19 protein-coding genes are annotated in these 25,178 nt (G+C 67.3%); 2 read left to right on the forward strand and 17 right to left on the reverse strand.

What is annotated here, in order from left to right; genetic code table 11:
- Positions 1 to 86 precede the first annotated feature (86 nt).
- From HOP52_RS17600 to folE2, 16 genes are all read right to left on the reverse strand, one after another.
- Complete coding sequence (locus tag HOP52_RS17600; RefSeq protein ID WP_238978738.1) at positions 87 to 512, reverse strand: hypothetical protein; 426 nt, start codon at positions 510 to 512, stop codon at positions 87 to 89.
- 137 nt (positions 513 to 649) lie between these two features.
- Positions 650 to 1,561, reverse strand: coding sequence for a bile acid:sodium symporter family protein (locus HOP52_RS17605; RefSeq protein WP_238978739.1), 912 nt, complete (start codon positions 1,559 to 1,561; stop codon positions 650 to 652).
- Entirely contained in the window at positions 1,555 to 3,318 is a 1,764-nt protein-coding gene (locus tag HOP52_RS17610; RefSeq protein WP_238978741.1) for an AMP-binding protein, read from the reverse strand. Before HOP52_RS17610 ends, HOP52_RS17605 begins: the two co-directional genes overlap by 7 nt.
- A 61-nt stretch (positions 3,319 to 3,379) precedes the next feature.
- A complete protein-coding gene (locus tag HOP52_RS17615) occupies positions 3,380 to 5,119 on the reverse strand; it encodes an ExeM/NucH family extracellular endonuclease (RefSeq protein WP_238978743.1) in 1,740 nt (579 codons plus the stop codon).
- A gap of 60 nt (positions 5,120 to 5,179) precedes the next feature.
- Complete coding sequence (locus HOP52_RS17620) at positions 5,180 to 5,533, reverse strand: AzlD domain-containing protein (protein ID WP_238978745.1); 354 nt, start codon at positions 5,531 to 5,533, stop codon at positions 5,180 to 5,182.
- Complete coding sequence (locus tag HOP52_RS17625; protein ID WP_238978746.1) at positions 5,526 to 6,257, reverse strand: AzlC family ABC transporter permease; 732 nt, start codon at positions 6,255 to 6,257, stop codon at positions 5,526 to 5,528. The genes HOP52_RS17620 and HOP52_RS17625 overlap by 8 nt, the downstream gene beginning before the upstream one ends.
- The gene (locus HOP52_RS17630) at positions 6,254 to 6,784 is read right to left on the reverse strand and encodes a helix-turn-helix domain-containing protein (protein WP_238978747.1); all 531 of its coding nucleotides are present in this window, start codon (positions 6,782 to 6,784) and stop codon (positions 6,254 to 6,256) included. The genes HOP52_RS17625 and HOP52_RS17630 overlap by 4 nt, the downstream gene beginning before the upstream one ends.
- Before the next feature lie 92 nt (positions 6,785 to 6,876).
- Positions 6,877 to 7,575 (reverse strand): MgtC/SapB family protein, encoded by a 699-nt coding sequence (locus HOP52_RS17635; protein WP_238978748.1) that lies wholly within the window; start codon positions 7,573 to 7,575, stop codon positions 6,877 to 6,879.
- A 26-nt stretch (positions 7,576 to 7,601) separates the two neighbouring features.
- Positions 7,602 to 8,957 carry a magnesium transporter gene (gene mgtE, locus HOP52_RS17640; protein WP_238978750.1) on the reverse strand — a complete coding sequence of 452 codons (1,356 nt, stop codon included), beginning with the start codon at positions 8,955 to 8,957 and terminating at the stop codon, positions 7,602 to 7,604.
- 157 nt (positions 8,958 to 9,114) lie between these two features.
- Positions 9,115 to 10,464 (reverse strand): magnesium transporter, encoded by a 1,350-nt coding sequence (gene mgtE / locus HOP52_RS17645; protein ID WP_238978751.1) that lies wholly within the window; start codon positions 10,462 to 10,464, stop codon positions 9,115 to 9,117.
- Between the two features lie 367 nt (positions 10,465 to 10,831).
- Positions 10,832 to 12,943 carry a dihydrolipoyl dehydrogenase gene (gene lpdA, locus HOP52_RS17650; protein ID WP_422677726.1) on the reverse strand — a complete coding sequence of 704 codons (2,112 nt, stop codon included), beginning with the start codon at positions 12,941 to 12,943 and terminating at the stop codon, positions 10,832 to 10,834.
- A 12-nt stretch (positions 12,944 to 12,955) separates the two neighbouring features.
- Positions 12,956 to 14,239 (reverse strand): dihydrolipoyllysine-residue acetyltransferase, encoded by a 1,284-nt coding sequence (gene aceF / locus HOP52_RS17660; RefSeq protein WP_238978753.1) that lies wholly within the window; start codon positions 14,237 to 14,239, stop codon positions 12,956 to 12,958.
- 17 nt (positions 14,240 to 14,256) lie between these two features.
- Positions 14,257 to 16,920 carry a pyruvate dehydrogenase (acetyl-transferring), homodimeric type gene (aceE, locus tag HOP52_RS17665; protein ID WP_238978755.1) on the reverse strand — a complete coding sequence of 888 codons (2,664 nt, stop codon included), beginning with the start codon at positions 16,918 to 16,920 and terminating at the stop codon, positions 14,257 to 14,259.
- 37 nt (positions 16,921 to 16,957) lie between these two features.
- The gene (locus HOP52_RS19740) at positions 16,958 to 19,228 is read right to left on the reverse strand and encodes an NADP-dependent malic enzyme (protein ID WP_238978757.1); all 2,271 of its coding nucleotides are present in this window, start codon (positions 19,226 to 19,228) and stop codon (positions 16,958 to 16,960) included.
- 346 nt (positions 19,229 to 19,574) lie between these two features.
- The gene (gene cysS / locus HOP52_RS17675) at positions 19,575 to 20,978 is read right to left on the reverse strand and encodes a cysteine--tRNA ligase (protein WP_238978758.1); all 1,404 of its coding nucleotides are present in this window, start codon (positions 20,976 to 20,978) and stop codon (positions 19,575 to 19,577) included.
- A complete protein-coding gene (gene folE2 / locus HOP52_RS17680) occupies positions 20,975 to 21,874 on the reverse strand; it encodes a GTP cyclohydrolase FolE2 (protein ID WP_238978760.1) in 900 nt (299 codons plus the stop codon). The genes cysS and folE2 overlap by 4 nt, the downstream gene beginning before the upstream one ends.
- Positions 21,875 to 21,983: 109 nt before the next feature.
- Here folE2 and HOP52_RS17685 point away from each other — a divergent pair, with 109 nt between their 5' ends.
- Both HOP52_RS17685 and HOP52_RS17690 read left to right on the forward strand, forming a co-directional pair.
- Positions 21,984 to 23,108, forward strand: a complete 1,125-nt coding sequence (locus HOP52_RS17685) for a nickel/cobalt transporter (RefSeq protein ID WP_238978762.1) — start codon at positions 21,984 to 21,986, stop codon at positions 23,106 to 23,108.
- 155 nt (positions 23,109 to 23,263) lie between these two features.
- Positions 23,264 to 24,070: a class I SAM-dependent methyltransferase gene (locus HOP52_RS17690; RefSeq protein ID WP_238978764.1), complete on the forward strand. Its 807-nt coding sequence runs from the start codon at positions 23,264 to 23,266 to the stop codon at positions 24,068 to 24,070.
- A gap of 1 nt (position 24,071) precedes the next feature.
- Here HOP52_RS17690 and HOP52_RS17695 read toward each other — a convergent pair whose 3' ends face one another.
- Positions 24,072 to 25,175, reverse strand: coding sequence for a CobW family GTP-binding protein (locus HOP52_RS17695; protein ID WP_238978766.1), 1,104 nt, complete (start codon positions 25,173 to 25,175; stop codon positions 24,072 to 24,074).
- Between the last annotated feature and the right edge of the window lie 3 nt (positions 25,176 to 25,178).

Below are 25,178 nucleotides of genomic sequence, written 5' to 3' on the forward strand. Positions count from 1 at the left end.
GGCCACCACGGCTTGTCGGCGTTCTTCGGAGTAGCGAGGCATGAGCGTCTCCTTTCGCCCCCTGATCGGTTTATAAGAACAGGGTATCAGAGGGCACGACACTCATCCTGACACTGGGGGCGGTCCAGGGTGCGTTCGATGCCATTGGCCGTGTAGTAGTTACCGCTGAGCGCCGACACATAGAAGACGGTGTTGGCCCCGGTGCGCTGCTGCAGACGCTCGAAGTGGCCGATGGCGCGCTCGCCATCTGAGTGCGACTCGCCCCCGGCCAGCCACTCCTGCAGATAGCCGTTATGCGCCAGGCCCTGGGCCGTGGTGATCGGCCCGGTCAGGGTGGCGTCGATATCATTGCGGATGCTTTCGAGCGTGGCCGGCAGTTCGGCGGCGGTGACCCGGTCGGTGATCAGGTCGCTGAACAGGCGATACTGAATGGCCGTGGCCCCGCCGACGATCAGGATCATGCTCAGGCTGATGGCGATCATCAGTTTCTTAGCAATCGTCAGGTGCTTCATTGTTTTCCCCCCTGGCTGGCGCTCCGTCAGGGCGGATGCGCCGATGCATTGACCGATTGGTCAACATGGTATCGGCGGGGTTGGGGAAAACTGTAGGCAATCGGTGACGGATGATCGGCAATGGGGTATGCCGCGCCTCAGCCCTTGGCCGGTGCCGCGGCTTCTACCTTCGCCTGGTCGCGGGCCAGCTCCTCGCGCAGGCTGCGCCGACGGTAGTAGAAGGTCACGAAGGTGGAGTTGATGACGATGAACAGCGAGTACATCACCGGGATCAGCAGCATCTGCTGCTGGGTCTCACCGCTGAACGAGAGGGTGACGATCAGCACCGCCAGCGGCCCGTTCTGGATCCCGGTCTCCAGCGAGACGGTACGCGCCTTCAGCGGGTTGAGCCGGGCCGCCCGGCTGAACCAGTAGCCGATCACGAAGCCACACAGGCCAAGCCCGATGGCCGCCAGATAGACCTCGGCGCCGGTGGTCATCAATAGCTGCCAGTTGCGCGGTACCCAGGTCGCGATCAAAAAGACGATCACCACCACGCCGAGGATGCCGCCCAGCAGCTCGGTGCAGGCGCCCAGGTTGGCGTTGCGCCGGCGCAGCCACATCCCGAGCAGGGTGGGGACCAGCAACACGCCCAGCACCGCGACGATATTGGCCGAGGGGATCTGGAAGGCCGCGTCGATGCCGGTGGTGTAGAGGGCCAGCACCAGCGGCACCATGACCACCGCCACCAGGGTCGAGCAGACCGTCATCAGGATGGAGAGCCCGAGCAGGCTCTTCGAGAAGTAGGCGAAGATATTGGAGGTGGTGCCGCCGGGCACGCAGCCCATCAGGATCAGGCTGACCGCCTGGATGGGGGGCAGCTGCAGGGCGCGACCGATCAGGAAGGCGAGCAGCGGCATGAACAGGTACTGGGAGGCGAAGCCGATGCCGATTGCCTGGGGGTGGCGCAGGGCGATGCGGAAGTCCTTGAAGGTCAGCGACGACCCCATGCCTAGCATGATCACGGCCATCATGAGGGCCAGCAGGGTTTCCTCGAGTGGGCTTAGCATGCGGGGCTCCCGGCGGTGGTGGCGTCTGGATGATCCTTCAGGTACTCGGCGCGCAGGTCCTTGCGCAGCACCTTGCCGATTGGACTCTTGGGCAGGTCATCGACGAAGGCGATCTGCTTGGGCACCTTGTAGCGGGCCAGGTGCTCGCGGCAGTGGGCTTTCACCGTATCGCGGTCGAGCTCGCCGCGGGTGACGATATAGGCACGCACGGCCTCGCCGGTGTCGGGGTCGGGCACGCCGATCACCCCCACCTCGTGGACGGCGTCCAGCAGGGCGATACAGTCTTCCACCTCGTTGGGGTAGACGTTGAAGCCGCTGACCAGGATCAAGTCCTTCTTGCGGTCGACGATGCGTAGGTAGCCGTCCTCGTCCATGGTGGCCACATCCCCGGTATACAGCCAGCCATCGCGCAGGGCCTGGGCGGTCGCTTCCGGCTGCTGCCAATAGCCCTGCATGACCTGTGGCCCTCGGACGGTGAGCTCACCCGGCTCGCCCCGGGCCACCGGCTGGCCGTGGGAGTCGACCAGGCGGACCTCGGTTCCCGGTACCAGGATGCCGATGCTGCCCGGCTTGCGCAGCCCGACCAGCGGGTTGAAGCTCACCACCGGCGAGCTTTCGGTCAGGCCGTAGCCCTCCACCAGCGGGGTGCCGGTGACCTTTTCCCAGCGCTCGGCCACGGCGGCATGCAGGGCCGTGCCGCCAGCCGCCGCCGCGCGCAGCCGGCGCGGCGGGTAGAGGGTGAACCACTCCTCGTTGAGCAGGGCGTTGAAGAGGGTATTCACGCCGCTGATCCAGCTGATGGGGAAGTTCTCGATCGCCCGCTGCAGGTTCTGGATCGGCCGCGGGTTGGGCACCAGGACGTTGTGGGCGCCGTGCTTGAAGAAGGCGAGCAGGTTCACCGAGAAGGCGAAGATATGGTAGAGGGGCAGGGCGGTGAGCACGCACTCCTCGCCGTCGCTGATGTGTGACCCGGCCATGGCCTCGATCTGCGCCACGTTGGCGAGCAGGTTGCCGTGGCTGAGCATGGCCCCCTTGGCGATGCCGGTGGTGCCGCCGGTGTACTGCAGCGCCGCGAGGCTATCCGGCCCCAGCTCGCGCCAGTAGCCGGCGACCTCCACGCCTCTCGCCTGGCGTAGCCGCTTACCCTCGGCCAGCGCCTGGCCGATTGGGGTCGCCTCGATGCGGCAGGGCGGGATCACCCGGTTCCAGTACTTGAGCACCGCCTTCACCACCTGGCGAACCACGGGCGGGAAGAACTGCGCCAGGCTGGTCACCACTACATGGCGGATGGCGGTGCGGGGCAGCACCTCGGGCAGCTTGTCGACGAACAGGTCGACGATCACCAGCGCCTCGGCGCCGCTGTCGCGGAACTGCTGGGTCATCTCCGAGGCGGTGTAGAGCGGGTTGGTGTTCACCAGGACGCAGCCGGCCTTGAGAATCCCGAAAACGGCCACCGGATAGCTCAAGCAGTTGGGCAGCTGCACCGCGACCCGGCTGCCGGGCGCCAGTCCCAGGCCCTCGCGCAGGTAGACGGCGAAGGCGTCGGAGGCCTCATTGACCTGGGCATAGCTCAAGGCGCCGTTCATGCCGTTGGGCATGCAGCTGGTGAACGCCTTCTGCGAAGCGAAGCGAGCGGCGCTGGCGCTGATCAGCGCCGCCAGGCTGGGGTGCTCCGGGGGCGGCAACTCGGCCGTGATTGGGCCGCTTTCGTTGTGGACCCCGGGGCGGTCTTCGGCAGCGTCCTGTGGTGACTCCATGGGGCTCCTCACTGGGACGGGTTTTTTATTTTAGTATCTTCTTGATAGCGCTAAATGGCCGCTATTGCACCCCCATTCGCATCTCCTCTGGTGATAAATCTACCGCGATCGGGTCATGGTCCGAGGAGCGGAAGGGGTCGGGCTGGAAGTAGGGCGCCGCGTTGTCCGGCCCGTCGTAGCCGAGGAAAACGGGCTCGTCGGCGTTGATGGGCCAGGGCCGCACCTCGGCGGCCGCCGCGGCCAGTTCGGGGCTGACCAGGGCATGGTCCAGGTAGCCCGACTCGCCGCGGAACACATAGCTGTAGCGGCGCTCCGGCGGCAGCTCCCGGGCCATCAGGTCGACCAGGCCCGCGCCGGTGAGGGTGCGGATCGGGTCCTCGGCGCCGTAGGCGTTGAGGTCGCCGGTCAGCAGCAGGCGCGCGTGCCCCTCGGCGGCGGTGAGGCGCTCGAGAAAGCCGTTCATGGCCTGGGCCTGCTCCACCCGGCGCTGGTTCCAGCAGCCCTGGCCGCGGTCGATATCGCCGCTGGGCGGGCAGCCGGTCTTGGACTTGAAGTGAGCGGTCACCACGCCGAAGGCCGGCCCGCCGTCCCGGCTGCGGAAGAAGGCCGCCAGGGGCGGGCGGTGGTGGGTGGGGTGATTGTCGGCATAGAGCTCGCTGACGGCCTCTACCCGGTCCGGCCGGTAGATCAGGGCGAGCTTGATGGCATCCGTGCCGCGGTCGGCACTCCCGCCGACGGCGCGATAGCGAATACCGGTCCGCTCGCTGAGCTGCTCGACCAGGTCGGCGAGCGCGCGCGGGTCGTTCTCCACCTCCACCAGGGCCAGGATGTCGGCCTCAAGGCCCGCAACCGACGCGGCCAGCTTGGCCCGTTGGCGCTCCAGCTCTTCGGCGTTCGCCGCACCGCGCTGGCCGAGCGTGATGAAGTAGTTCTCGACGTTGAAGGTGGCCACCCGCAGCCGCTCTCCCGGTGCCGGCAGCGCTCCCGGGCGCGGGTTGGTGTCCTCGAAGAGCGGCTCACGGGTCGGGTGCAGGCGATAGGCGTCGAAGGCGTGGGCAAGCACCCCGGTCAGCCCCTCGACGCGGCTGCCCACCCGGCGAGTGCCGTCTGCATCCAGATAGGGAATGGGGCTCGGAAAGGCGCGGTAGCTGCCGTCGTCCAGCATGAGGACAGAGCGTTCTTGAGTGTCGCCGGGGGTATTGGTGGGCCGGAACAGGCGCTCGGCGGCCAGCCTCAGGGAGCCGTAGCGGGCGAGCTCGTAGTTGCCGGTGACAGTCAGCGCCTGGGGAAACGCCAGCAGCAGACCCTGTAGCCTTTCCAGTTCCGCTTCGTCGAGCGGCCACTCCACCGCCTTCGGCTCCGGCAGCCGGTCGCTGGCGCAGGTCTCAATTCGCTCGACCCGCTGCAGCTGCACCTGGCCGCGGTATTCGCCGGTCCGGGCGTGGAGCTGCAGGTGCTTACCCGGGGCGATGAGCGCGGCGTCGCTTGCGGTTGCCGTGGGCATATAGACGAACAGGCCGACGGGGCCGTGCTCGGTCGCCTGCTGCAGATAGAAGCCGTTGAGGCGTTCGCGGCCGAGAAACTCGCCGGTCACCACGCCGTCGGCGATCACCTGGCGGCCGGCGGGCAGGGCCGGCTGCTCGCCAACGCCCTTGATGGCGGCCAGATCGGCGTTGGACGGTTCGGGGCAGCTGGCTGCCGCCGGTGTGGCCACCAGCAGCAGCGCCAGCAGCGATGCACACATGGCCGCGGCATGGCGTCGCTGCTTGCCGCGGGTAAGGGGCTGGGGGTGGTCGGTCATGATGGTCTCCCTGGCAAATGTCGGTGCTGTCCCGGCGTCATCCTTGGCAACATCATAAGCCTAAGCGCCAGTCGCCAGGCCCGCGAGTATCACCACAGCGCCATAGGCCGCCACCCCGGCGGCGATCGGCCAGCCCAGCGAGCGCAGTTTCCACCAGACGGCCAGGGTCGCCAATACGCCGATGGCGGTGGCGAGCCAGGAGAGGGCGCCGGGGGTGGTGGGTACCAGCGAGACGCCGAGCACGGCGGCGATCATCAGCGGGCCGAGGACGCCGAGCCACTGGGGCATGGCGTCGAGGCGCTCGTCGCCGTCGAGCCGCGCGAGGCGGCGGCGCATCCACAGCAGCGGCAGCAGCCGCATCAGCAGGGTGCCTGCCGCCGAGACCAGCACGGCCAGCCAGAGGGCGCTACTCATGGTGGCCTCCTTTCGCTGTCGCGTTGCACTTCACCAGGTAGAAGCACAGGGCCCCACAAGCGGCGGCGAGGGGGATGGCGGCGTTGGTCAGCCCGCCCACGGCGAGCAGCAGGGCGATGGCGATGCTGCTGCCCAGCGCCAGCGACCAGCGTCGACTGGTGAAGCGCGGTGCCAGCAGCACCAGGAACAGGGCCGGCAGGGCGAAGGGCATGATCTCGCCGAGCAGCGGCCAGCGCCGGGTCAGCTCTTCGCCGGCCACGGCGCCGAGTGCCGTGCCGCCGATCCAGCTCACCCAGGCCAGCAGCGCGGCGCCGGTGAACCAGCCGAGGCGCTGCGCCGCCGGCAGCTGCGGCAGCCGGGCGTGGGCCAGGGCGAAGACCTGGTCGGTGAGGCCGTGCATCAGCCAGGGCCAGGCGCGGCTGGTCGTCAGCCAGGGCGCGATGTTGGGGGCGTAGACCACATGGCGCGCGTTGATCAGCAGCGTCATGATGACCACCAGCCACAGCGGGGAGCCCGCGGCGACCATGCCAACGAACAGGAACTGCGAGGCGCCGGCATAGACCAGGGTGGAGATGATTACCGCCTCCCAGGCGGTGAATCCCGCCTGCACGGCGATCAGCCCGAAGGAGATGGCCACCGGCACATAGCCACCCAGCAGCGGGATGGCCTCGCGCAGGCCGACAAGCCAGGGGCGCGAGAGGACGCGTGTGGCTTGCAGGCTCATGGGGTCGCTCCTTTCTCGGTGTAGATCACGGTGAGCAGCAGGGTGGCCCAGGCGTCATGGGTGCGATAGAGGTGCGCTCGGTCGGCGGCGAAGGTCAGGGTGTCACCGGCCGAGAGCATGGTGGTGGCACCTTCCGGGCCGGCCTCCAGCTGCCCGCTGATCAGGGTGAGCGACTCGCGGGCGCCCGGGGTATGAGCCTCGGCATGGCGTAGGGTGTGGGGCGCGCAGCGCATCCAGTAGGCATCGACCTGGGGCGTGTCCTTGCCCTGGTCGAGAAGGCGCACCTCCACGCCCTCTTCCCCCAGCGGCACGCTGAGCGGCGCCACCAGGGTGCCGAAGGGCACCTTGAGCTGCACCGCCAGTCGCCAGATGGTGTCCAGGGTGGGATTGCCGTTGCCCTGCTCGAGCCGCGACAGGTTCGACTTGGCGATGCCGGCGGCGGCGGCCAGCTGCGAGAGCGACCAGCCCCGCGCCAGGCGCAGGGTCTGCAGGTGCTGGCCGAGGGTGCTGAGCGATCGCCTGTCCATGAGGGGCGTCCGAGTGTTCCTTTTAACGAACGTTCTATTAAAGGAACAGCTGGCTGTCAATCGCTTTTCTTTCGGCGCCCTGGGTTGGGCCGTTACGAGACATCCCAGCCCGCGGCCCATACCGAGGGCTCGAGGCTCAGCCGGCCCACGACCTTTTCCACCAGGGAGTCGTGGCGACCACTGGCCATCAGCCGGGCGCTGACCACCACGGCCTGGCGCTCCTCCAGGTTTTCGCTCTCCAGGCGCTGCAGCTGCATGGCATCGCCCAGCAGCCCCTGCAGCATCAGGGCGCGGATATGGGCCTCCTCGCTCTCGCGGCAGGTGACGGTGATCTCGTAGGTCCAGTCGACCTCGTCCGGGCTCGCCTCCAGCGGCTGGCGGTTGATCATCACCGACAGCGGCCGCAGCAGGATATTCACGCCCAGGATGCACAGCGTCACCATGATGGCGGCGGCGTAGAAGTCGGCGCCGGCCAGCACACCGATGGCGGCGGAGCACCACAGGGTGGCGGCGGTATTGAGGCCGCGGATGTTGGCGCCCTCCTTCATGATCACCCCGGCGCCGAGAAAGCCGATGCCGGAGACCACCTGGGCGGCCATGCGGGTGGGGCTGATCTCGTCGGCCACCATCATCGACATCAGGGTAAAGCTGGCGGCCCCCAGCGAGACCAGCGCATTGGTGCGCAGGCCGGCCATGCGCTGGCGCCACTGGCGCTCGATGCCGACCAGGGCGCCCAGCACGGCGGCCAAGGCAAGCGGCAGCATCAGCTGCAGCTCTTCGATCAGTGTCATGACGAACTCTCCTGTTCAGCCGGCCGTCAGGCCGGTAGCCCCAGCACGGCCGTGGCCAGGGCGAAATAGAGCACCACGCCGACAATGTCGGCGATGGAGGTGACCAGCGGGGCAGAGGCGGTGGCGGGGTCGAGGCCCAGCCGGTCCAGCAGCAGCGGCAGCAGCATGCCGATGACGCTACCCACCAGCACCACCAGCACCATGCTGATGGCGACCACGGTGGCGATTTCGCTGCCGGCGCGCAGGGTGCCGATCGCCCAGATGCAGGCCGCCATGGTCAGGCCAAGCGATGCGGCAACGGCAATTTCCCGGCCCAGCAGCCGCGCCCAGTCGCGGCGGTGTACATCGCCGGTGGCCATCCCGCGCACCATCAGCGTTGCCGCCTGGGCGCCCGCGTTGCCGCTGCTGTCCACCAGCAGCGGCAGGAAGAACACCAGGGCGATATAGGCCTCGATGGTGGCTTCGAAGTGGGCGATGCCGGCGCCGGTGAAGACATTGGCGAACACCAGCAGCACCAGCCAGCCCACGCGCTTGCGATAGAGTTCGAAGGGGTGGGCCGTGCTGACGGAGCCCTCGAGCCTGCCGATGGACATCTGCCTGTGGATGTCCTCGGTGGCCTCCTCCTCCGCAACATCCATGGCGTCGTCATAGGTGACGATGCCGACCAGGCGTCCATCCGGCTCGACCACGGGAATCGCCAGCAGGTCATAGCGGGCGATCATCTCCGCCACGCTTTCCTGGGGCGTGGTGACCTCGACCGTCAGCACCTCCCGGGTCAGGTAGTCGGCGACAGGCGCGCTGGGCCTGGCGAGAATCAGCTTGCGCAGGGAGAGCGTACCGACCAGCCGATCCGCCTCGTCGACCGCATAGATCTGATAGATGGTCTCCGCCTGTGCCGAGTGCCGTCGCAGGACCGCCAGTACCTCCTGGACGCTGTAGTTGGCGGGTACCGTCACTGTCTGAGGCGACATCAGCGCACCGGCGGTGCCTTCCGGGTAGCTGACCAGGCGCTTCAGCTGATCCTGTTCCTCCGGGGGCAGATAGCGCAGCAGGCCGTCGCGACGCCCCGTTTCTACCCGCTTGAAGAGGTCGGCGCGGGCATCCGGTGCCAGGCTCTCCAGCAGGTCGCCCAGCTCCTCCTCGGTCATCAGCTCGCTGAGGCGCCGCTGCCGATCGGCGGGCAGTTCGGTAAAGGTGGCCGCCCGCGCCGCCGCGCTGAGGAAACTCAGCAGCGCCAGGGCGGCGTAGGGCGTTTCATCGCGACACGCCTCGGCCAGGTCGGCCGGGTGCAGGTGGGTCACGCAGGCGCGAATGGCCTCGCTGTCATTGGCCTGCATGGCCTGTTGCAGCTGTTGCTGTGGGGTCATGTCCTGGGCTGTCATGGCAACCTCCCTCGGCAGCATGCACTACCGACGGCGACAGGCATGTGACGCGCGAACGGCAGCGGCCTGGCATGCGTCACCAGGACGGCATGCCAGAGAGAAGGGCAGGTGGGGCGTCGGGATCTGCGTCCAGCCTTGATCCTCACGCCCCCGTGGCTCAGGTCGGCAGGCCCAGCACCGCGGTGGCGATGGCGAAGTAGATCAGCACGCCCACGCCATCGGCGATGGAGGTCACCAGCGGTGCGGAGGCGGTGGCCGGGTCGAAGCGCAGGCGCTGCAGCAGGAAGGGCAGCAGCATGCCGATCAGGCTGCCCATGATCACGATCAGCACCATGCTCATGGCCACCACCATGGCGATCTCGGTGCCGGCGCGGAAGACCCCCACCACCGAGACCGCCAGCGCCATGGTCAGGCCGAGGCCGATGGCCACGAATATTTCACGGCCCAGCAGCTTGGCCCAGTCCCGCGTGCGCACGTCGCCGGTGGCCATGCCGCGTACCATCAGGGTGGCGGCCTGGGAGCCGGCGTTGCCGCCGCTGTCCACCAGCAGGGGCAGGAAGAACACCAGCGCGATGTAGGCCTCGATGGTCTCCTCGAAGTAGGCGATGCCGGCGCCGGAGAAGATGTTGGCGAATACCAGCAGCACCAGCCAGACGATGCGCTTGCGATAGAGGTCGAAGAGGCTGGCGGTGCGCAGGCTGCCTTCGAGCTTGCCCACCGAGACACCCTTGTGCATGTCCTCGGTGGCCTCTTCTTCTGCCACGTCCATGGCGTCGTCGTAGGTGACGATGCCCACCAGGCGCTCGCCGCCGTTGGTCACCGGCAGGGCCATCAGGTCGTAGCGCGAGATCAGCTTGGCCACCTCTTCCTGAGGGGTATCCACCTTGGCCACCACCAGCTCTTCGGTCATCAGGCTGGTCAGGGTGTCCTTGGGATTGGCCAGGATCATCTCACGCAGCGACAGGGTGCCGAGCAGGCGCCCCTCGTCATCCACGCAGTAGATCTGATAGATGGTCTCGGCGTTGGGGCCGGTGCGGCGCACCTTGTCCAGGGCGGTGGCCACGTCCGCCTCGGCGGGGACGGCGACGTACTCGGAGGTCATCAGGGCCCCGGCGGTACCCTCCTCGTAGCTCGCCAGCTTGCGGATGTCTTCGCGCTCGGCATGGGCCAGGCGGCGCAGCAGCCCCTGCTGGCGAGGCTCGTCGAGCAGCTTGAAGAGGTCGGCACGCTCGTCGGCATCCATGAAATGCATCAGCTCGGCGAGGGTGGCGTCCTTCATCTCGGCGGCAAGCGCGCTCTGGGTCTCTTCTTCCAGGTAGCCGAAGGCGCTGGCCCGCTGCTCCATGGGCAGGTAGTCCAGCAGGGAAATGGTGGTGTCTTCCTGCTCGTGCTGGATGAACTCGGCCAGGTCGGCGAGCTGCATCTCGGCGACCAGATGGCGGATGGCGTCGGTGTCCTGACGCTGAAGGGCGCTGCGCAGTGAGGCAGCGAGAACGGCATAGCTCATGGTGTGGCTCCTTGGCGCGCGCCTCTTGGGCGCGCAGGAACCACGGCCTAGCGGATAGGCAGGGGCAGGCTCCGGCGCACCACGGAAGACGACGCGGCGCGGTCGATCGAGTTGTCAGTCGTGAAATGGCGACTCGGAGGTTCCATAGATTCCTCTAAGGGGGTTTCGCTGCCATGCAGCAGCGCGGGGATATTAGCCATTGGGCTAATGAAGGTCAATGCCAAGTGATTGTCAATTGCATGACTGCCGTGCCGAGCGAGTCGCGCCGTTTCCGAGCAGTTTCAGCACTGGCGCTGGGGCTGCCACGGCCGTGAACGGGATCGCTTCCGCTCCCCTCCACCGCCATGGCAGCGCGATGGCGCTTGCGCTATCGCTTCTTCTGCGGCGGTAGATCGGTACAGACGCCTTCGAAGAGCTCGGCGGCCATGCCCACCGACTCGCCCAGGGTCGGATGCGGATGGATGGTCTTGCCGATGTCGACCGGGTCGCAGCCCATTTCGATGGCCAGACACAGCTCGCTGATCAAGTCCCCCGCCTGGGTGCCGACGATGGCCCCGCCGATGATGCGATGGGTCTGCTCGTCGAACAGCAGCTTGGTGAAGCCCTCGTCGCGGCCGTTGGCAATGGCGCGACCGGAAGCGGCCCAGGGAAATACCGCCTTGCCGTACTTGATGCCCTCGGCCTTGCATTCGGTCTCGGTCTTGCCGGCCCAGGCCACTTCCGGGTCGGTGTAGGCCACCGAGGGAATCTGACGGGCATCGAAAAAGCTCTTCAGGCCGGCGGCGGCTTCCGCCGCGACGTGCGCCTCATGCACCGCCTTGTGGGCGAGCATCGGCTGGCCGATGATGTCGCCGATGGCGAAGATGTGCCCGACATTGGTGCGCATCTGCTTGTCGGTGGCGATGAAACCGCGTTCGTCCACCGCCACGCCGGCGTTCTCGGCAGCGATCTTGTTGCCGTTGGGGCTGCGCCCGACCGACTGCAGGATCATGTCGTACAGCTGTGGCTCGGCGGGGGCATTGTCGCCCTCGAAGCTCACCTTGAGGCCGTTTTTCTGGGCCTTCACGGCGGTGGTCCGGGTCTTGAGCATCACCTTGTCGAAGCGCGGCGTGTTGACCTTCTCCCAGACCTTGACCAGGTCGCGGTCGGCGCCGGTCATCAGCCCGTCGAGCATCTCCACCACGTCGATGCGGGTGCCCAGGCTGGAGTAGACGGTGGCCATCTCCAGGCCGATGATGCCGCCGCCGATGACCAGCATGCGCTTGGGGATGGTGGTCAGTTCCAGGGCACCGGTGGAGTCGACCACCCGGGGGTCGTCGGGAATGAAGGGCAGTTTCACCGACTGGGAGCCGGCGGCGATGATGCACTTGTCGAACTTCACCACCTGCTTCTCTCCGGTCGGCTCCCGGCCGTCGCCGCTGGTCAGGGCAACTTCCAGGTGATGCGGGTCGAGGAAGGTTCCGACCCCGCGCAGCGTCTGGACCTTGCGTGCCTTGGCCATGCCGGCCAGCCCCCCGGTGAGCTTGCCGACGACCTTTTCCTTCCAGCCGCGCAGCTTGTCGAGGTCGATCTTCGGCTTGCCGAAGGCGATGCCGTGATCGGCCATGTCCTTGGCCGCATCGGTGACCGCCGCCACATGCAGCAGCGCCTTGGAGGGGATGCAGCCGACGTTCAGGCACACCCCGCCGAGGGTGGCATAGCGTTCCACCAGCACGGTCTTCATCCCCAGGTCGGCGGCCCGGAAGGCGGCCGAGTAGCCGCCCGGGCCGGCGCCGAGCACCAGCATCTCGCATTCGAGGTCGGCCCCGCCGGTATAGCTGGCCGCCGCAGGCGCGGGGGCGGCGGCCGCCTTCTCCCCCGCTCCCTGGGCGGGAGAGGGGGGAGAGACGGGGGACTTGCCTTCGGCTTCCAGCATCAGGATCGCCGAGCCTTCCGAGACCCTGTCGCCGACCGCCACCATCACGTCGGCGACCTTGCCGGCCTTGGGCGCGGGCACGTCCATGGAGGCCTTGTCGGACTCCACGGTGATCAGCGGGTCCTCGGCACGGATCGTATCGCCCGGCCGCACCAGCACTTCGATCACCGGGACGTCCGTGAAATCGCCGATGTCCGGCACCCGAACCTCTTCCAGGCTGCCCCCGCCATAACCGCCGCCGGCATCGCCGGGCGCCGCCGAGCCCACCCCCGTTTCGTGGACCGCCGGTTGCGGATCGTGGTCCGCCACCCGGGCGCCGGTCTCGGCCGGTTCCATCATCAGGATGATCGAGCCTTCGGAGACCTTGTCCCCCTCCTTGACCTTGAGGTCTCCCACCGTGCCCGACATCGGGGACGGCACGTCCATGGAGGCCTTGTCGGTCTCCAGGGTGATCAGCGGGGCGTCGATGTCGATCGCATCGCCCGGTTTGACCAGCACCTCGATGATCTCGACGTCCTTGAAGTCCCCGATGTCGGGCACCTTGACTTCGATTGCATTGGCCATGTCGTGGGCTCCTCACATGATGATGCGCCGCATATCGGCGAGCAGATTGGCGAAATGGACGTTGAAACGGGCTGCGGCGGCGCCGTCGATCACCCGGTGATCCCAGGAGAGCGACAGGGGCAGCACGAACCGCCACTCCGACTGCTTGCCGTCCGGCGAGACCTGCTTCCAGTAGGAGCGGCATACGCCCATGATGGCCACTTCGGGGGCGTTGATGATCGGCGTGAAATAGAGCCCGCCGATCCCGCCCAGCGAGGAGATGGTGAAACAGCCGCCCTGCATCTGATCGGGCTTGAGCTTGCCGTCGCGGGCCAGTTTGGCCAGCGCCCCCATTTCCTGGGCGATCTCGGCGACGCCTTTCTGGTCCGCATCGCGGATCACTGGCACCACCAGGCCGTTGGGCGTGTCGGCGGCAAAGCCGATGTGGTAGTACTGCTTGAGGATCAGATTGTCGCCGTCCAGCGAGGCGTTGAACTCGGGGAACTGCTTCAAGGAGGCGACCGCGGCCTTGATCATGAAGGCCAGCATGCTGACCTTGATGCCGGCCTTCTCGTTGGCCTTGTTGAACTGCACCCGGAAGGCTTCCAGGTCGGTGATATCGGCCTCGTCGTGGTTGGTCACATGGGGAATCTGCACCCAGTTGCGATGCAGGTTGGCACCGGAGATCTTCTTGATCCGCGACAGCGGCTGGGTCTCCACCGGGCCGAACTTGCTGAAGTCGACCTTGGGCCAGGGCAGCAGATCCAGGCCCCCGCCGCCGGCTGGAGCGCCGGTTGAAGCGCTAGCCGCCGCCGGGGCGCCGCCCTTGGCGAAGCTGCGTATGTCCTCCTGGGTGACCCGGCCCTTGAGGCCGGTCGGCGGCACCCGGGTCAGGTCCACCTCCAGCTCGCGGGCCAGGCGGCGAGCCGAGGGGCTGGCGTGAACCCGGCTGAAATCGGCGATCGGGCCGGTCGAGGGCGCGGCCGTCGGTGGGCTCGAGGGAGGAGCCGCCGGTGGCGGCGTCTTCGCTTCTTCCGCGGCGGGAGCGGGGGGAGGGGCCGCTGGGGATGCGGATTCGCCTTCCGCCTCCAGCGTCAGAATCGTCGCCCCCTCGGAGACCGAGTCGCCGAGCTTGACCTTGACCTCCTTGACGGTGCCGGCCTGGGGGGCGGGCACGTCCATCGAGGCCTTGTCGGACTCCACGGTGATCAGCGGGTCCTCGGCCTGGATGCTGTCGCCGGGCTGGACGTGAATTTCGATGATCGGCACATCGGTGAAGTCGCCGATGTCGGGTACCTTGATGTCTTGGGTGGCCACTGTTCTTCTCCTCCGGCTCAGGCGTACAGGGGGTTGGGCTTTTCGGGGTCGATGCCATATTTGGCGATGGCGTCCCGCACCTTGCCGCTCTTGAGCTTGCCCTCGTCGACCAGGGCCTGGAGCGCGGCCAGGGTGACGTAGTGACGATCCACCTCGAAGTGGCGGCGCAGCGCCTCGCGGCTGTCGGAGCGACCGAAGCCGTCGGTGCCCAGTACCTCGTAACGCCTTGGCACGAAGGGTCGAATCTGTTCGGCGAACAGTTGGATGTAGTCGGTGGAGGCGATCACCGGTCCTTCGGTGCCTTCCAGGCACTGTTCGACATAGCTCTTGCGCGGCTTTTTCCCCGGATGCAGCCGGTTCCAGCGCTTGACGGCCTGGCCGTCGCGGGCCAGTTCATTGAAACTTGGGCAACTCCAGACATCGGCCGCCACGCCCCAGTCGTCGCGCAGCAGGTCCACCGCGGCGATGACCTCGTTGAGGATGCTGCCGCAGCCCAGCAGCTGTACCCGCGGCCCCTTGCCCTTGGCCTTGCTGAAGGAGTACATGCCCTTGATGATGCCTTCCTCGGCGCCGTCGGGAAGCGCCGGGTGGTGGTAGTTCTCGTTCAGCGTGGTGATGTAGTAGAAGACGTTCTCCTGATCCTCGTACATGCGCTTGAGGCCGTCGCGCACGATCACCGCCACCTCGTAGTGGAAGGTGGGGTCATAGGCCATGCAGTTGGGGATGAACTGGGCGAACAGCTGGCTGTGCCCGTCCTGATGCTGCAAGCCCTCGCCGTTCAGGGTGGTGCGCCCCGAGGTGCCGCCGATCAAAAAGCCCCGCGCCAGCATGTCGCCGGCCGCCCAGGCCAGATCGCCGATGCGCTGGAAGCCGAACATGGAGTAGTAGACGTAGAACGGGATCATGCTGACCCCGTGGTTGCTGTAGGAGGTGGCCACGGCAATCCATGAGGACATGGCCCCGTCCTCGTTGATGCCTTCCTGCAGGATCTGGCCCTTCTGGTCTTCCCGGTAGGGCATGATCTCCTCGGCGTCCATGGGCACGTACTTCTGCCCTTCGGGGGCGTAGATACCGATCTGCCGGAACATGCCCTCCATGCCGAAGGTGCGCGACTCGTCGGCGACGATCGGGGTCAGCCGTGGTCCCAGGGTCTTGTCCCGGGCCAGGGAGACCATGATGCGCACCAGGGCCATGGTGGTGGACATGGTGCGCTCACCGGTGTCGGCGAGCACCTGCTTGAACATCTCCAGGGGGGGCGCCTCGAGCACATCGCCGTTGCGCTGGCGCTGGGGGAGATAGCCCCCCAGCGCCTTGCGCTGCGTGTGCAGGAACTGCATCTCGGCGCTCTCTTCGGGGGGCTTGAAGAAGGCCGCCTGGGTGACCTGTTCGTCACTGAAGGGCAGTCCGAAGCGCTGGTGAAAGTGCCTGAGGTTATCCTCGCCCAGTTTCTTCTTCTGGTGGGTGATGTTCTGGCCCTCACCGCCCTCGCCCATGCCGTAGCCCTTGACGGTCTTCATCAGCAGCACCGAGGGCTTGTCCTGGGTGTTGACCGCCGCGTGATAGGCCGCGTAGACCTTCTGCGGGTCGTGGCCCCCGCGGACCAGCTTGTAGTAGATGTCGTCGTCCGACATATGGGCGACCAGTTCCTTGAGCTCCGGATACTTGCCGAAGAAGTGCTCGCGGATGTAGCCGCCACCCTTGACCTTGAAGTTCTGGTACTCGCCGTCGACGCACTCTTCCATGCGCTTGCGCAGCAGCCCCTGGGTGTCCTTGGCCAGCAGTTCGTCCCAGCCCGAGCCCCACAGGCACTTGATGACGTTCCACCCGGCGCCCCGGAAGTTGCCCTCCAGCTCCTGAACGATCTTGCTGTTGCCCCGCACCGGGCCGTCCAGGCGCTGCAGGTTGCAGTTGATCACGAAGATCAGGTTGTCCAGCTTCTCCCGGTTGGCCAGGGCGATGGCGCCCTGGGACTGGGGCTCGTCCATCTCGCCGTCGCCCAGAAACGCCCAGACCTTGCGTCCTTCGGTGTCGGCCAGCCCCCGGTTATGGAGGTACTTCATGAAGCGGGCCTGATAGATGGCCATGATCGGCCCCAGGCCCATGGAGACGGTGGAGACCTGCCAGAAGTCCGGCATCAGGTAAGGGTGGGGATAGGAGGAGATCCCCTTGCCATCCACTTCCAGGCGGAAGTGCTCCAGCTGCTCCTCGGTGAGCCGCCCCTCCAGAAAGGCGCGTGCGTAGATGCCCGGTGCGCAGTGCCCCTGGAAGTAGATGATGTCGCCGCCATGACTCTCGGTGGGGGCGTGCCAGAAGTGATTGAAGCCTACCTCATACATCACCGCCGAGGACTGGTAGCTGGCGATATGCCCCCCGGGTTCGGCGGGCTTCTTGTTGGCGCGCACCACCATGGCCATGGCATTCCAGCGCAGGTAGGCGATCAGCCGCTGCAGCAGGGCTTCGTCGCCGGGCAGCTTGGCCTCCTTGTGGGGCGGTATGGTGTTCACATAGGGCGTGCGAGTGGTGTCCGGCGCCTCGGCGCCGGTCCGGTAGGCTTCTTCCACCGCCTTGTGCAGCAGATAGGTGGCCCGTTCGGGGCCCACCCGCTCCACCACCACGTCGACGGCTTCCTGCCACTCCCGGGTCTCCTGGGGATCGAAGTCGTTGTAGTCTTCAAATGCCATGGATCGTCTCCCTTGATTGGGATGGAATTGTTGTTCTTCAGCGATCGGTCTGTGCCTCGACCACGGCAAAGGCGCTCATGTTGGCGATACCCCGTGCGGTGACCGTGCGGTTGAGCACATGAACCGGCTTGGCGGCCCCCAGTAGGATGGGGCCTACGGAGACGCCGTTGCCCAGCACCTTCAGGGCGGTAAAGGCGATGTTCGCCGCGTCCAGGTTGGGCATGATCAGGAGGTTGGCTTCGCCGTCGAGCAGCGAATCGGGCAGGATGCGCCCGCGCACGCCCATGGATAGCGCCGAGTCGGCCTGCATTTCGCCGTCCACCACCAGATCCGGGGCGCGTTCCTGGATCAGCGCCAGTGCCTGGCGCATCTTGCCGGCGCTGGTGAAGTCGGAACTGCCGAAGTTGGAGTGAGAGACCAGAGCGGCCCGGGGCGTGATGCCGAAGCGGCGGACCTGCTCCGCGGCCAGCAGGGTGATCTCGGCGATCTGACTGGCATCGGGGTCGTAATTGACGAAGGGGTCGGCAATGAACAGGGTGGTCCGTTCGAGGATCAGCAGCTGCAGGGCGGCTGGCGTGCTGACGCCCTCGCGCAGGCCGATGACGTCCAGCACCAGATCCAGGTGCTCGTGGTAGGTGCCCACGGGGCCTGCGATCATGGCGTCCACCTCGCCCCGGCGCAACAGCAGCGAGGCGAGGATGGTGGCCCGGCTGCGGACCCGCTTCTCGGCGGCTTCCGGGTGGACACCGCGCCGCCCCATCAGCCGGTGGTAGTCATTGGCCAGTTCGGCGTAGTCGGGGTAGTCGTGCGAGTCGATCAGCTCGAAATCGACGCCGGCCTTGACCGGCAGGCCCAACTCCTCGATGCGCTCCTCGATGACCGCACGGCGGCCGATCAGTACGGGCTTGGCATAGCGCTGCGTGACGCAGACCTCCATGGCGCGGAGGACACGCTCGTCCTCGCCTTCGGCGTACAGCAAGCGCAGTGGGTTGAGTCGCGCCCGCTCGAACACCGGCTCCATCACATTGCCGGAGCGGTAGACCTGGCGTGACAGCGCGCGGGTATAGGCGTCCAGGTCCTCGATGGGTCGAGCGGCCACACCGCTCTCCATGGCGGCCTTGGCCACCGCCGGCGGGATGGTGTCGATCAGGCGCGGGTCGAAGGGCTTGGGCAGGATGTACTCCGGGCCGAAGGTCAGTGCCTGTCCGCCATAGGCCACCGCCACCGTTTCCGGCACCGTGGTGGTCGCCATGTCGGCAATGGCCTTGACGGTGGCCAGTTTCATCTCCTCGTTGATGGTGGTGGCGCCGCAGTCCAGGGCGCCCCGGAAGATGAACGGGAAGCACAGGACGTTGTTGACCTGGTTGGGGTAGTCCGAGCGGCCGGTGGCGATCACCGCATCCGGGCGTACCGCCTTGGCGACCTCCGGCATGATTTCCGGGGTGGGATTGGCCATGGCCAGGATCAAGGGGCGGTCGGCCATGGTCGCCACCATCTCCGGGGTGAGCGCACCTCCGCTCGAGAGCCCGAAGAAGACATCGGCCCCGTTGACGGCATCGGCCAGGGTACGGGCCTCGGTGCGGACTGCGTAGCGCGCCTTGTAGCGGTCCATTCCTTCGGTGCGCTCGGCGTGGATCACGCCATTGCGGTCGCAGACCAGGATGTTTTCCTTGCATACCCCCAGGGAGACCGCCAGGTCCAGGCAGGCCAGGGCCGCGGAGCCTGCGCCGTTGCAGACCAGGCGAATCTCGCCGAGCTCCTTGCCCACCACCCGCAGGCCGTTGAGCAGGGCGGCCGCCGAGACGATGGCGGTGCCGTGCTGGTCGTCGTGGAAGACCGGGATCTTCATCCGCTCGCGCAGGCGGCGCTCGATCTCGAAGCATTCCGGCGCCTTGATGTCTTCCAGGTTGATGCCGCCGAAGGTGGCCTCCAGGCCGGCGACAATCTCGATAAACTTGTCCGGGTCGCGCTCCTCGATCTCGATGTCGAACACGTCCACGTCGGCGAACTTTTTGAACAGTACGGCCTTGCCTTCCATGACCGGCTTGGAGGCCAAGGCCCCGATGGCACCCAGCCCCAGCACCGCCGTGCCGTTGCTGATCACCGCCACCAGGTTGCCGCGGGCGGTGTACTCGGCCGCCATCAGGGGGTCACGTTCGATCTCCTCGCAGGCCGCGGCCACGCCGGGGGAATAGGCCAGGGACAGGTCACGCTGGCTGGCCATGGGTTTGATCGCCTGGATCGCCAGCTTGCCGGGGCGCGGGAAACGATGATATTTCAAGGCGCTGTCGCGCAAATCATCTGCCATAAGCTTCACCTCCTCGCGTTGACTTGCAGCAACAGCGGCGTCGGTGACTGCATTGCCGATCACCTTGTCGACCTGCTGCCAGATCGGCTTCCACTGACCGAGCCACCACCCCCTTCAACCGGACTCGGCTCAATGAGCCTACAAGGCACTATAGTCACAAACGATCAACGGGGGGCTTAGGGTTCCAGGGGCGCGCCACCTGGTGGCCCCCTGTCAGAGGTGCCAGCCGACCCTCATGGCCAGCCAGCCCACCAGGTGTGTCAACCCAACGGGTCGCCACGTTTCGCCTGTTCGAGATCGCGCTCGTGCTGTGTCGGTGGCGTCGTCGGCAGGTCTAGATTCATTGTCACCGGTGGGTGGGAACGGAAGGTATTGGCTGCCAGCGGGGGCCCTCGGGCGTATCGCGAACCTCCGCGCCGAGCTCGGCCAGCGCGTCGCGCAGGGCGTCGGCGCGGGCGAAGTCGCGCTGCTGCCGTGCGCTTTCACGCTCGGCGACCAGCGCCTCGATGCGCGCCACCGGCAGGGTGGAGCGCTCCGGCGAAAGCGCGGCCAGGGCCTCGGCGGGGGGCTGCTGCAGCAGGCCGAGCAGCCTGGCCGAGGCCAGCACGGCGCCCTTGGCGCGGGCGCGCTCGGCGTCGTTTTCGGCGGTTTTCAGTGTCTCGATGAGCTGCTGGAGGCAGCTAAGCGCCTCGGCGATGTTGAGGTCGCGGCGCAGCGCCGCTAGCAGCTCGGTGTCCGGGGGCGTTTCAACGACTGCAAGTGTCTCGACCTGGGCCAGGGCCCGATAGTGGTGTAGCAGGGTGCGGCGCGCCCGGGCCAGGCGCTCGGCGTTCCAGTCCAGCGGGCGGCGATAGTGGGTGGCGAGCAGCGCCAGGCGAATCGCCTCGCCGGGGGCCTGGTCGAGCAGGTCGCGCACCAGCAGCACGTTGCCCAGCGACTTCGACATCTTCTGCCCGTCCACGGTGACGAAGCTGTTGTGCACCCAGGTGTGGCAGTAGCGGGCGTCGTGGGCGCAGGTGCCCTGGGCGATCTCGTTCTCGTGATGGGGGAAGATCAGGTCCTGGCCACCGCCGTGGATATCGAGGGTGTGGCCCAGGTGTTTGCCGATCATGGCGGTGCACTCCACGTGCCAGCCGGGCCGCCCTCGTCCCCAGGGGCTCTCCCAGCCTGGCTGCTCGAGCGTGGAGGGTTTCCATAGCACGAAGTCCAGCGGGTCGCGCTTGTAGGGGGCGACTTCCACCCGAGCCCCGGCCAGCATCTCCTCGGGCCGACGCCCGGAGAGCTGCCCGTAGTCCGCAAAGGAACTCACCTGGAACAGCACGTGCCCCTCGGCCTCGTAGGCGTGGCCGCGCTCGATCAGGGTCTCGATCAGCGAGACGATCTCGGGGATATGCTCGGTGACCCTGGGCTCGAGGTCCGGCGGCAGCACGCCCAGCGCTTGCATGTCCTCGTGATAGGCGGCGATATAGCGCGAGGTGATCACGCCGATGGGCACGCCCGCCTCATGGGCCGCGGCGTTGATCTTGTCGTCCACGTCGGTGAAGTTGCGCGCGTAGACCACCTCTGCATAATCGTGGCGCAGCACCCGTGACAGCAGGTCGAAGACCACCGCCGGGCGGGCATTGCCGATATGGGCGTAGTTGTAGACCGTGGGGCCACAGACATAGAGCGTCACGCGATCCGGTTGCTCGGTGCGCAGCGGTTCGCGGCGGCGGGTCAGGGTGTTATAGAGTTGCATCCCGGCGGTCATCGCGCCTCCTCCCAGTTCCACTGGCTGCGTGCCACGGCGTCGTGGGCGTGCAGGCTCTCGGCGTGCACCACGCGCAGGGCGAAACCGTCGATGCCGGGCTGGTCGCGCAGGGCGTGGTGCAGGCGCCGGGCGGCATCCTCGCAGAACATCAGGTTCTGGCCGTTGGCCAGGGCGAAGGCCTGCTCGTCGACGCGCTTCACCGCGGTCTGCAGCGCGGTGCCCAGGGCGCGTTCCACGCCGTCCACCAGGCGCAGCAGTGGCAGCGCATCCCTGTCGGCAGCCAGGCGCACCGAGAGGTGGGCCTGGCTGCGCTGGCTATGGGGCGTGGCCAGGATGCCCTGGTCGCTACCCAGCCAGGCGTGCACCGCCTCGTGAGTCACGGGCATCTCGGTGAAGTCCTCATCGAAGGCCTGCTGGATCAGCTGGCGCGCCAGCGCCGCCGAGCAGGGGCAGGTGGAGGAGTAGCCGACGGTCAGGTCGAGGGTGGCATGTAGGCCCTGGGCGTCCTGGCGACAGCGCAGGGTGAAGGGGTAGGTCTTCCAGCCCGCCAGCGGGCTGATCAGCGCCGGGCGGCGCAGCAGCGCTTCGCCCTCCAGGTCGAGAAAGGCCTGGCGGGCAAGCCCCTCATGGCTTTCCAGAAAGGTGTCGAGCACCGCGGCCACCCGCGACAGCGAGAGCTCCTGGCCTTCCAGCTCGGCCAGCGCCAGATAGAGGCGCGACATATGGATGCCCCGGGCGGTGGGGTCGTCGAGGCTGACGCCCGCCGAGGCACGGCCGGCAATGGCCTGGCCGGCCACCTGCAGCGGCAGGGCGATGCCTTCCATGCCGACCCAGCTCAGCGTGCCAAGGTGTACGGAGGGCGCGGCGGCGATATCTTCCAGTGGGGGCTTGTTCATTGACCGCTCGTTCGGTGGTTGATGCAGTTAATGTTATAACATAACATTTCGGGTCGACCGATAACCAGCCACAGGCCTGCCATGAGAGGCCTGACACGAGAGGTCCACCATGTCGCGTCATGCCCGTTCGCTTTCCTCGCCTCCGGCTAACGCACACCGCAAGCCTCGCGCGGCCTATCAGCGACGCTGGTGGCTGCTGGGCGTGGCGCTGCTCGCCCTGGTGGCCGTGCTGTTGGTTCAACTTGGCGTGATGCGCGGCCTGAGCCTGCAGATTCTGGCTTGGCAGCGTGATCTCCACCGCGCGCTCACTCTGGCGGTCAGCGGCTGGTCCGAGACGCCCACCTGGGCCACCGCCGGCTGGCTGTTGGCGCTCAGCTTCGGCTACGGGGTCTTCCATGCCGCCGGCCCGGGGCACGGCAAGGCGGTGCTTTCGACCTATCTGGTCTCCCAGGGGGGCGGCTTGAAGCGCGCCCTGGGGCTGTCGTTCGGTGCCGCCCTGCTGCAGGGGATGATGGCCATCGCCGTGGTGCTGGTGCTGGTCCAGGGGCTAGGGTGGCTGACCCGCCAGGCCATGGGCAGCGTGGCCAGTCTGGAGCTGGCGAGCTTTCTGATGGTGGCGCTGCTGGGCGCCTGGCTCTGCCTGCGAGCCTGGCGGCTGCTGCGCCGCACGAGGGCCTCCGGTGGTCACGGTCACCACCACGACCATGACCACCACCACAATCACGCTCATCACGATCACAGCCATCACCATGACCATGCTCATGATCACGACCATCATGCGCACGCCCATGACCATGACGCTCATGGCTTTCAAGACCACCCGGCTCAGGGCTGTGGCTGCGGGGCCCGACACCATATCGCGCCCGAGGAGGTCGGCAGCTGGCGCACGGCGCTGGCCACCGTGGTGGTCATTGGCCTGCGCCCCTGCACCGGCGCGGTGCTGATGATGGGCGCCGCCAGCCTGTTGGGCCATGCGGCGCTGGGGGCCGCGGCGGTTATGGTGATGGCGCTGGGCACGGCGATGACGGTCTCGGCGCTGGCGCTGGCCAGCGTGTTGGCGCGCGACTGGATCACCCGTCACTACGGTCGGCTCGAGGGCGGTCGAATGGCGCGCCTGGGCCGGCTGAGCGGTTGGCTGGCCATGGGCGGCGGCCTGACGATCCTGTGGCTCGGGGTGTCGCTGGCCTGGCAGGCCGGGAGCGCGCCGGCAGCCGGCCTGCCGCTGCTGTCTTGATGCGTCGCGCCCTGTTACGACCCTGATGGGCTGTGCGTTATGCTGTCTCGATCTCGAATCAACCGGTCACACTGATGAAGCCGACTTCTTCGCCAACCTCGCCAACGTCACCCACTTCGACGACAGCCTCGCCGATCTTCCAGGCGATTGAAGCCATGCAGGGCAGCCTGCCCTGGGGCAGTTTTCTCGATGCGGGAACCGGCTACAACTCGCTGCGGTGGGTCTCCTCATTGGACACCGAGCGCTGGGCCGCCGTCACCGCTTCGGCCGGCATGGCGCGAACGGCCAGGAAAGCCGCGGCGGAGCGCCTGCGGTCTCAGGATCGCGTGCTGGTCGCCAACTGGACCTCTCCCGAGCTGCTGTATGGTGAGTGCTTCGATACGGTGCTGCTGGACTATTTCATTGGCGCCATCGAAGGCTTTGCGCCCTATTGGCAGGAGCAGGTGCTCACGCGCCTGAGGCCCCACGTGAAGGGCAGGCTCTACATCGTGGGTACGGAGCCCTATGTGCTGGATGCGCCCGCCACCGAGGAGGGCAGAATCGTCCAGGCCATCGGCAGGCTGCGCGATGCCTGCCTGCTGCTGGGCAATGGGCGACCCTATCGGGAGTACCCGGCCTCCTGGGTGCTCCGCCAGCTCGGCACGGCGGGGTTTCGCGTCAGGGAGGTCAGGCGCTTTCCCATTCGCTACCGGGAGCGCTTCGTCAATTCGCAGCTGGAGATGTGCCTGAAACAGCTGGATCAGCTCAATGACCCTGCGCTGGCACAGGCACTGCGTGATCGCATCGAAGCGCAGCGCGCCGAGGCGCTGCCCTATGCGCGTAGCGAGCAGGGGCTGGCCTGCGGTGCCGACTATGTGATCGCAGCGGAGCCGCTGGACCCCGGCCATCATGCGCTGCCCCTGCCGCAGCATGTTCCCGTCGACCACCCGCCTGCGCCGCAGGAGGCGGCGCCGTCTGGCTAGTTTATTGCGCCTGGGGGGGCTTGGTCGGATGCGGTGCCTGGAAGTAGTCAAACAGCTGGGCGACCGCCTCGGGCGCCACGCCGCTGGTAATGAACACAAAGCGCGAGACGCCATCCGCGCACGCCTCGGCCGGCAGGGGCACCGGCGGGTGGAAGATATGTTGCACGCCATGTAAGGCCAGCGGCTGCGGCTGCCCGGCCACGTTAACGATTGCCTTGACCCGCAGCATCTTGTCGCCGAGCAGGCTCATCAGCAGGTCCAGCCAATCCTCCAGCACTTCGGGAGCGATGGGTGCTTCCACGCTGAAGCAGAAGGAGCGGATCTGCTCGCCGTGGCGGCTCAGCGGGGAGGTGGTCGCGGGCGCCAGCAGCGGCGCGGAAGCCTCGCTGGGGGTGGGTGCCAGCCCCGCCGCGGGCGATACCTGAACGTAGGCGGCGGCCCCGAGCCAGCCCTCGGCCTGCCGGTCGGGGTTGCCCGAGGCGGGCAGGCGCCTGGCGGTCAGCCTTGCGGCGTCGACCTCGCCGTGTTTCACCTGCAGCTGTTCGGCCGCCGGGTTCACCTCGGCGAGCCGTTCGCTGAGCCGGGCCAGGCGGGGTTCGTCCACCAGGTCGGCCTTGGTGATCAGCAGACAGTCGGCGATGGCCGCCTGGCGCTGGGACTCGCGATGGGCGTTCAGGGTCGAGACGCCGTTGGCCGCATCCACCAGGCAGATCACGCCGTCCAGCCGGAAGCGCTGTGCCAGCCAGTGGTCGGTCATCAGGGTGTGCAGGATGGGTGCCGGGTCGGCCAGGCCGGTGGTCTCGATGATCATCCGCGAGATCGGCCGGCCACCCTCGCGCTCGAGCGCCTCGCAGGCCTGCTGGACGCTCTTGCTCAGGTCGCCGCGGATGGTGCAGCACAGACAGCCGCTGCTCATCTCCACCACGCTATGCTCATCGCCCTCGGCGACCAGCCGGTGGTCGAGCCCGATATCGCCGAACTCATTGATCACCACCAGCGCATCGCGCATCGCGGGCTGGCGCACCAGCCGGTTGAGCAGGGTGGTCTTGCCGCTGCCCAGAAAGCCGGTCAGCACCGTGACCGGCATGAGGTCTGCGCTGCGCATGGC

The sequence above is a fragment of the Billgrantia campisalis genome (assembly GCF_022341425.1).
GTDB lineage: Bacteria > Pseudomonadota > Gammaproteobacteria > Pseudomonadales > Halomonadaceae > Halomonas > Halomonas campisalis.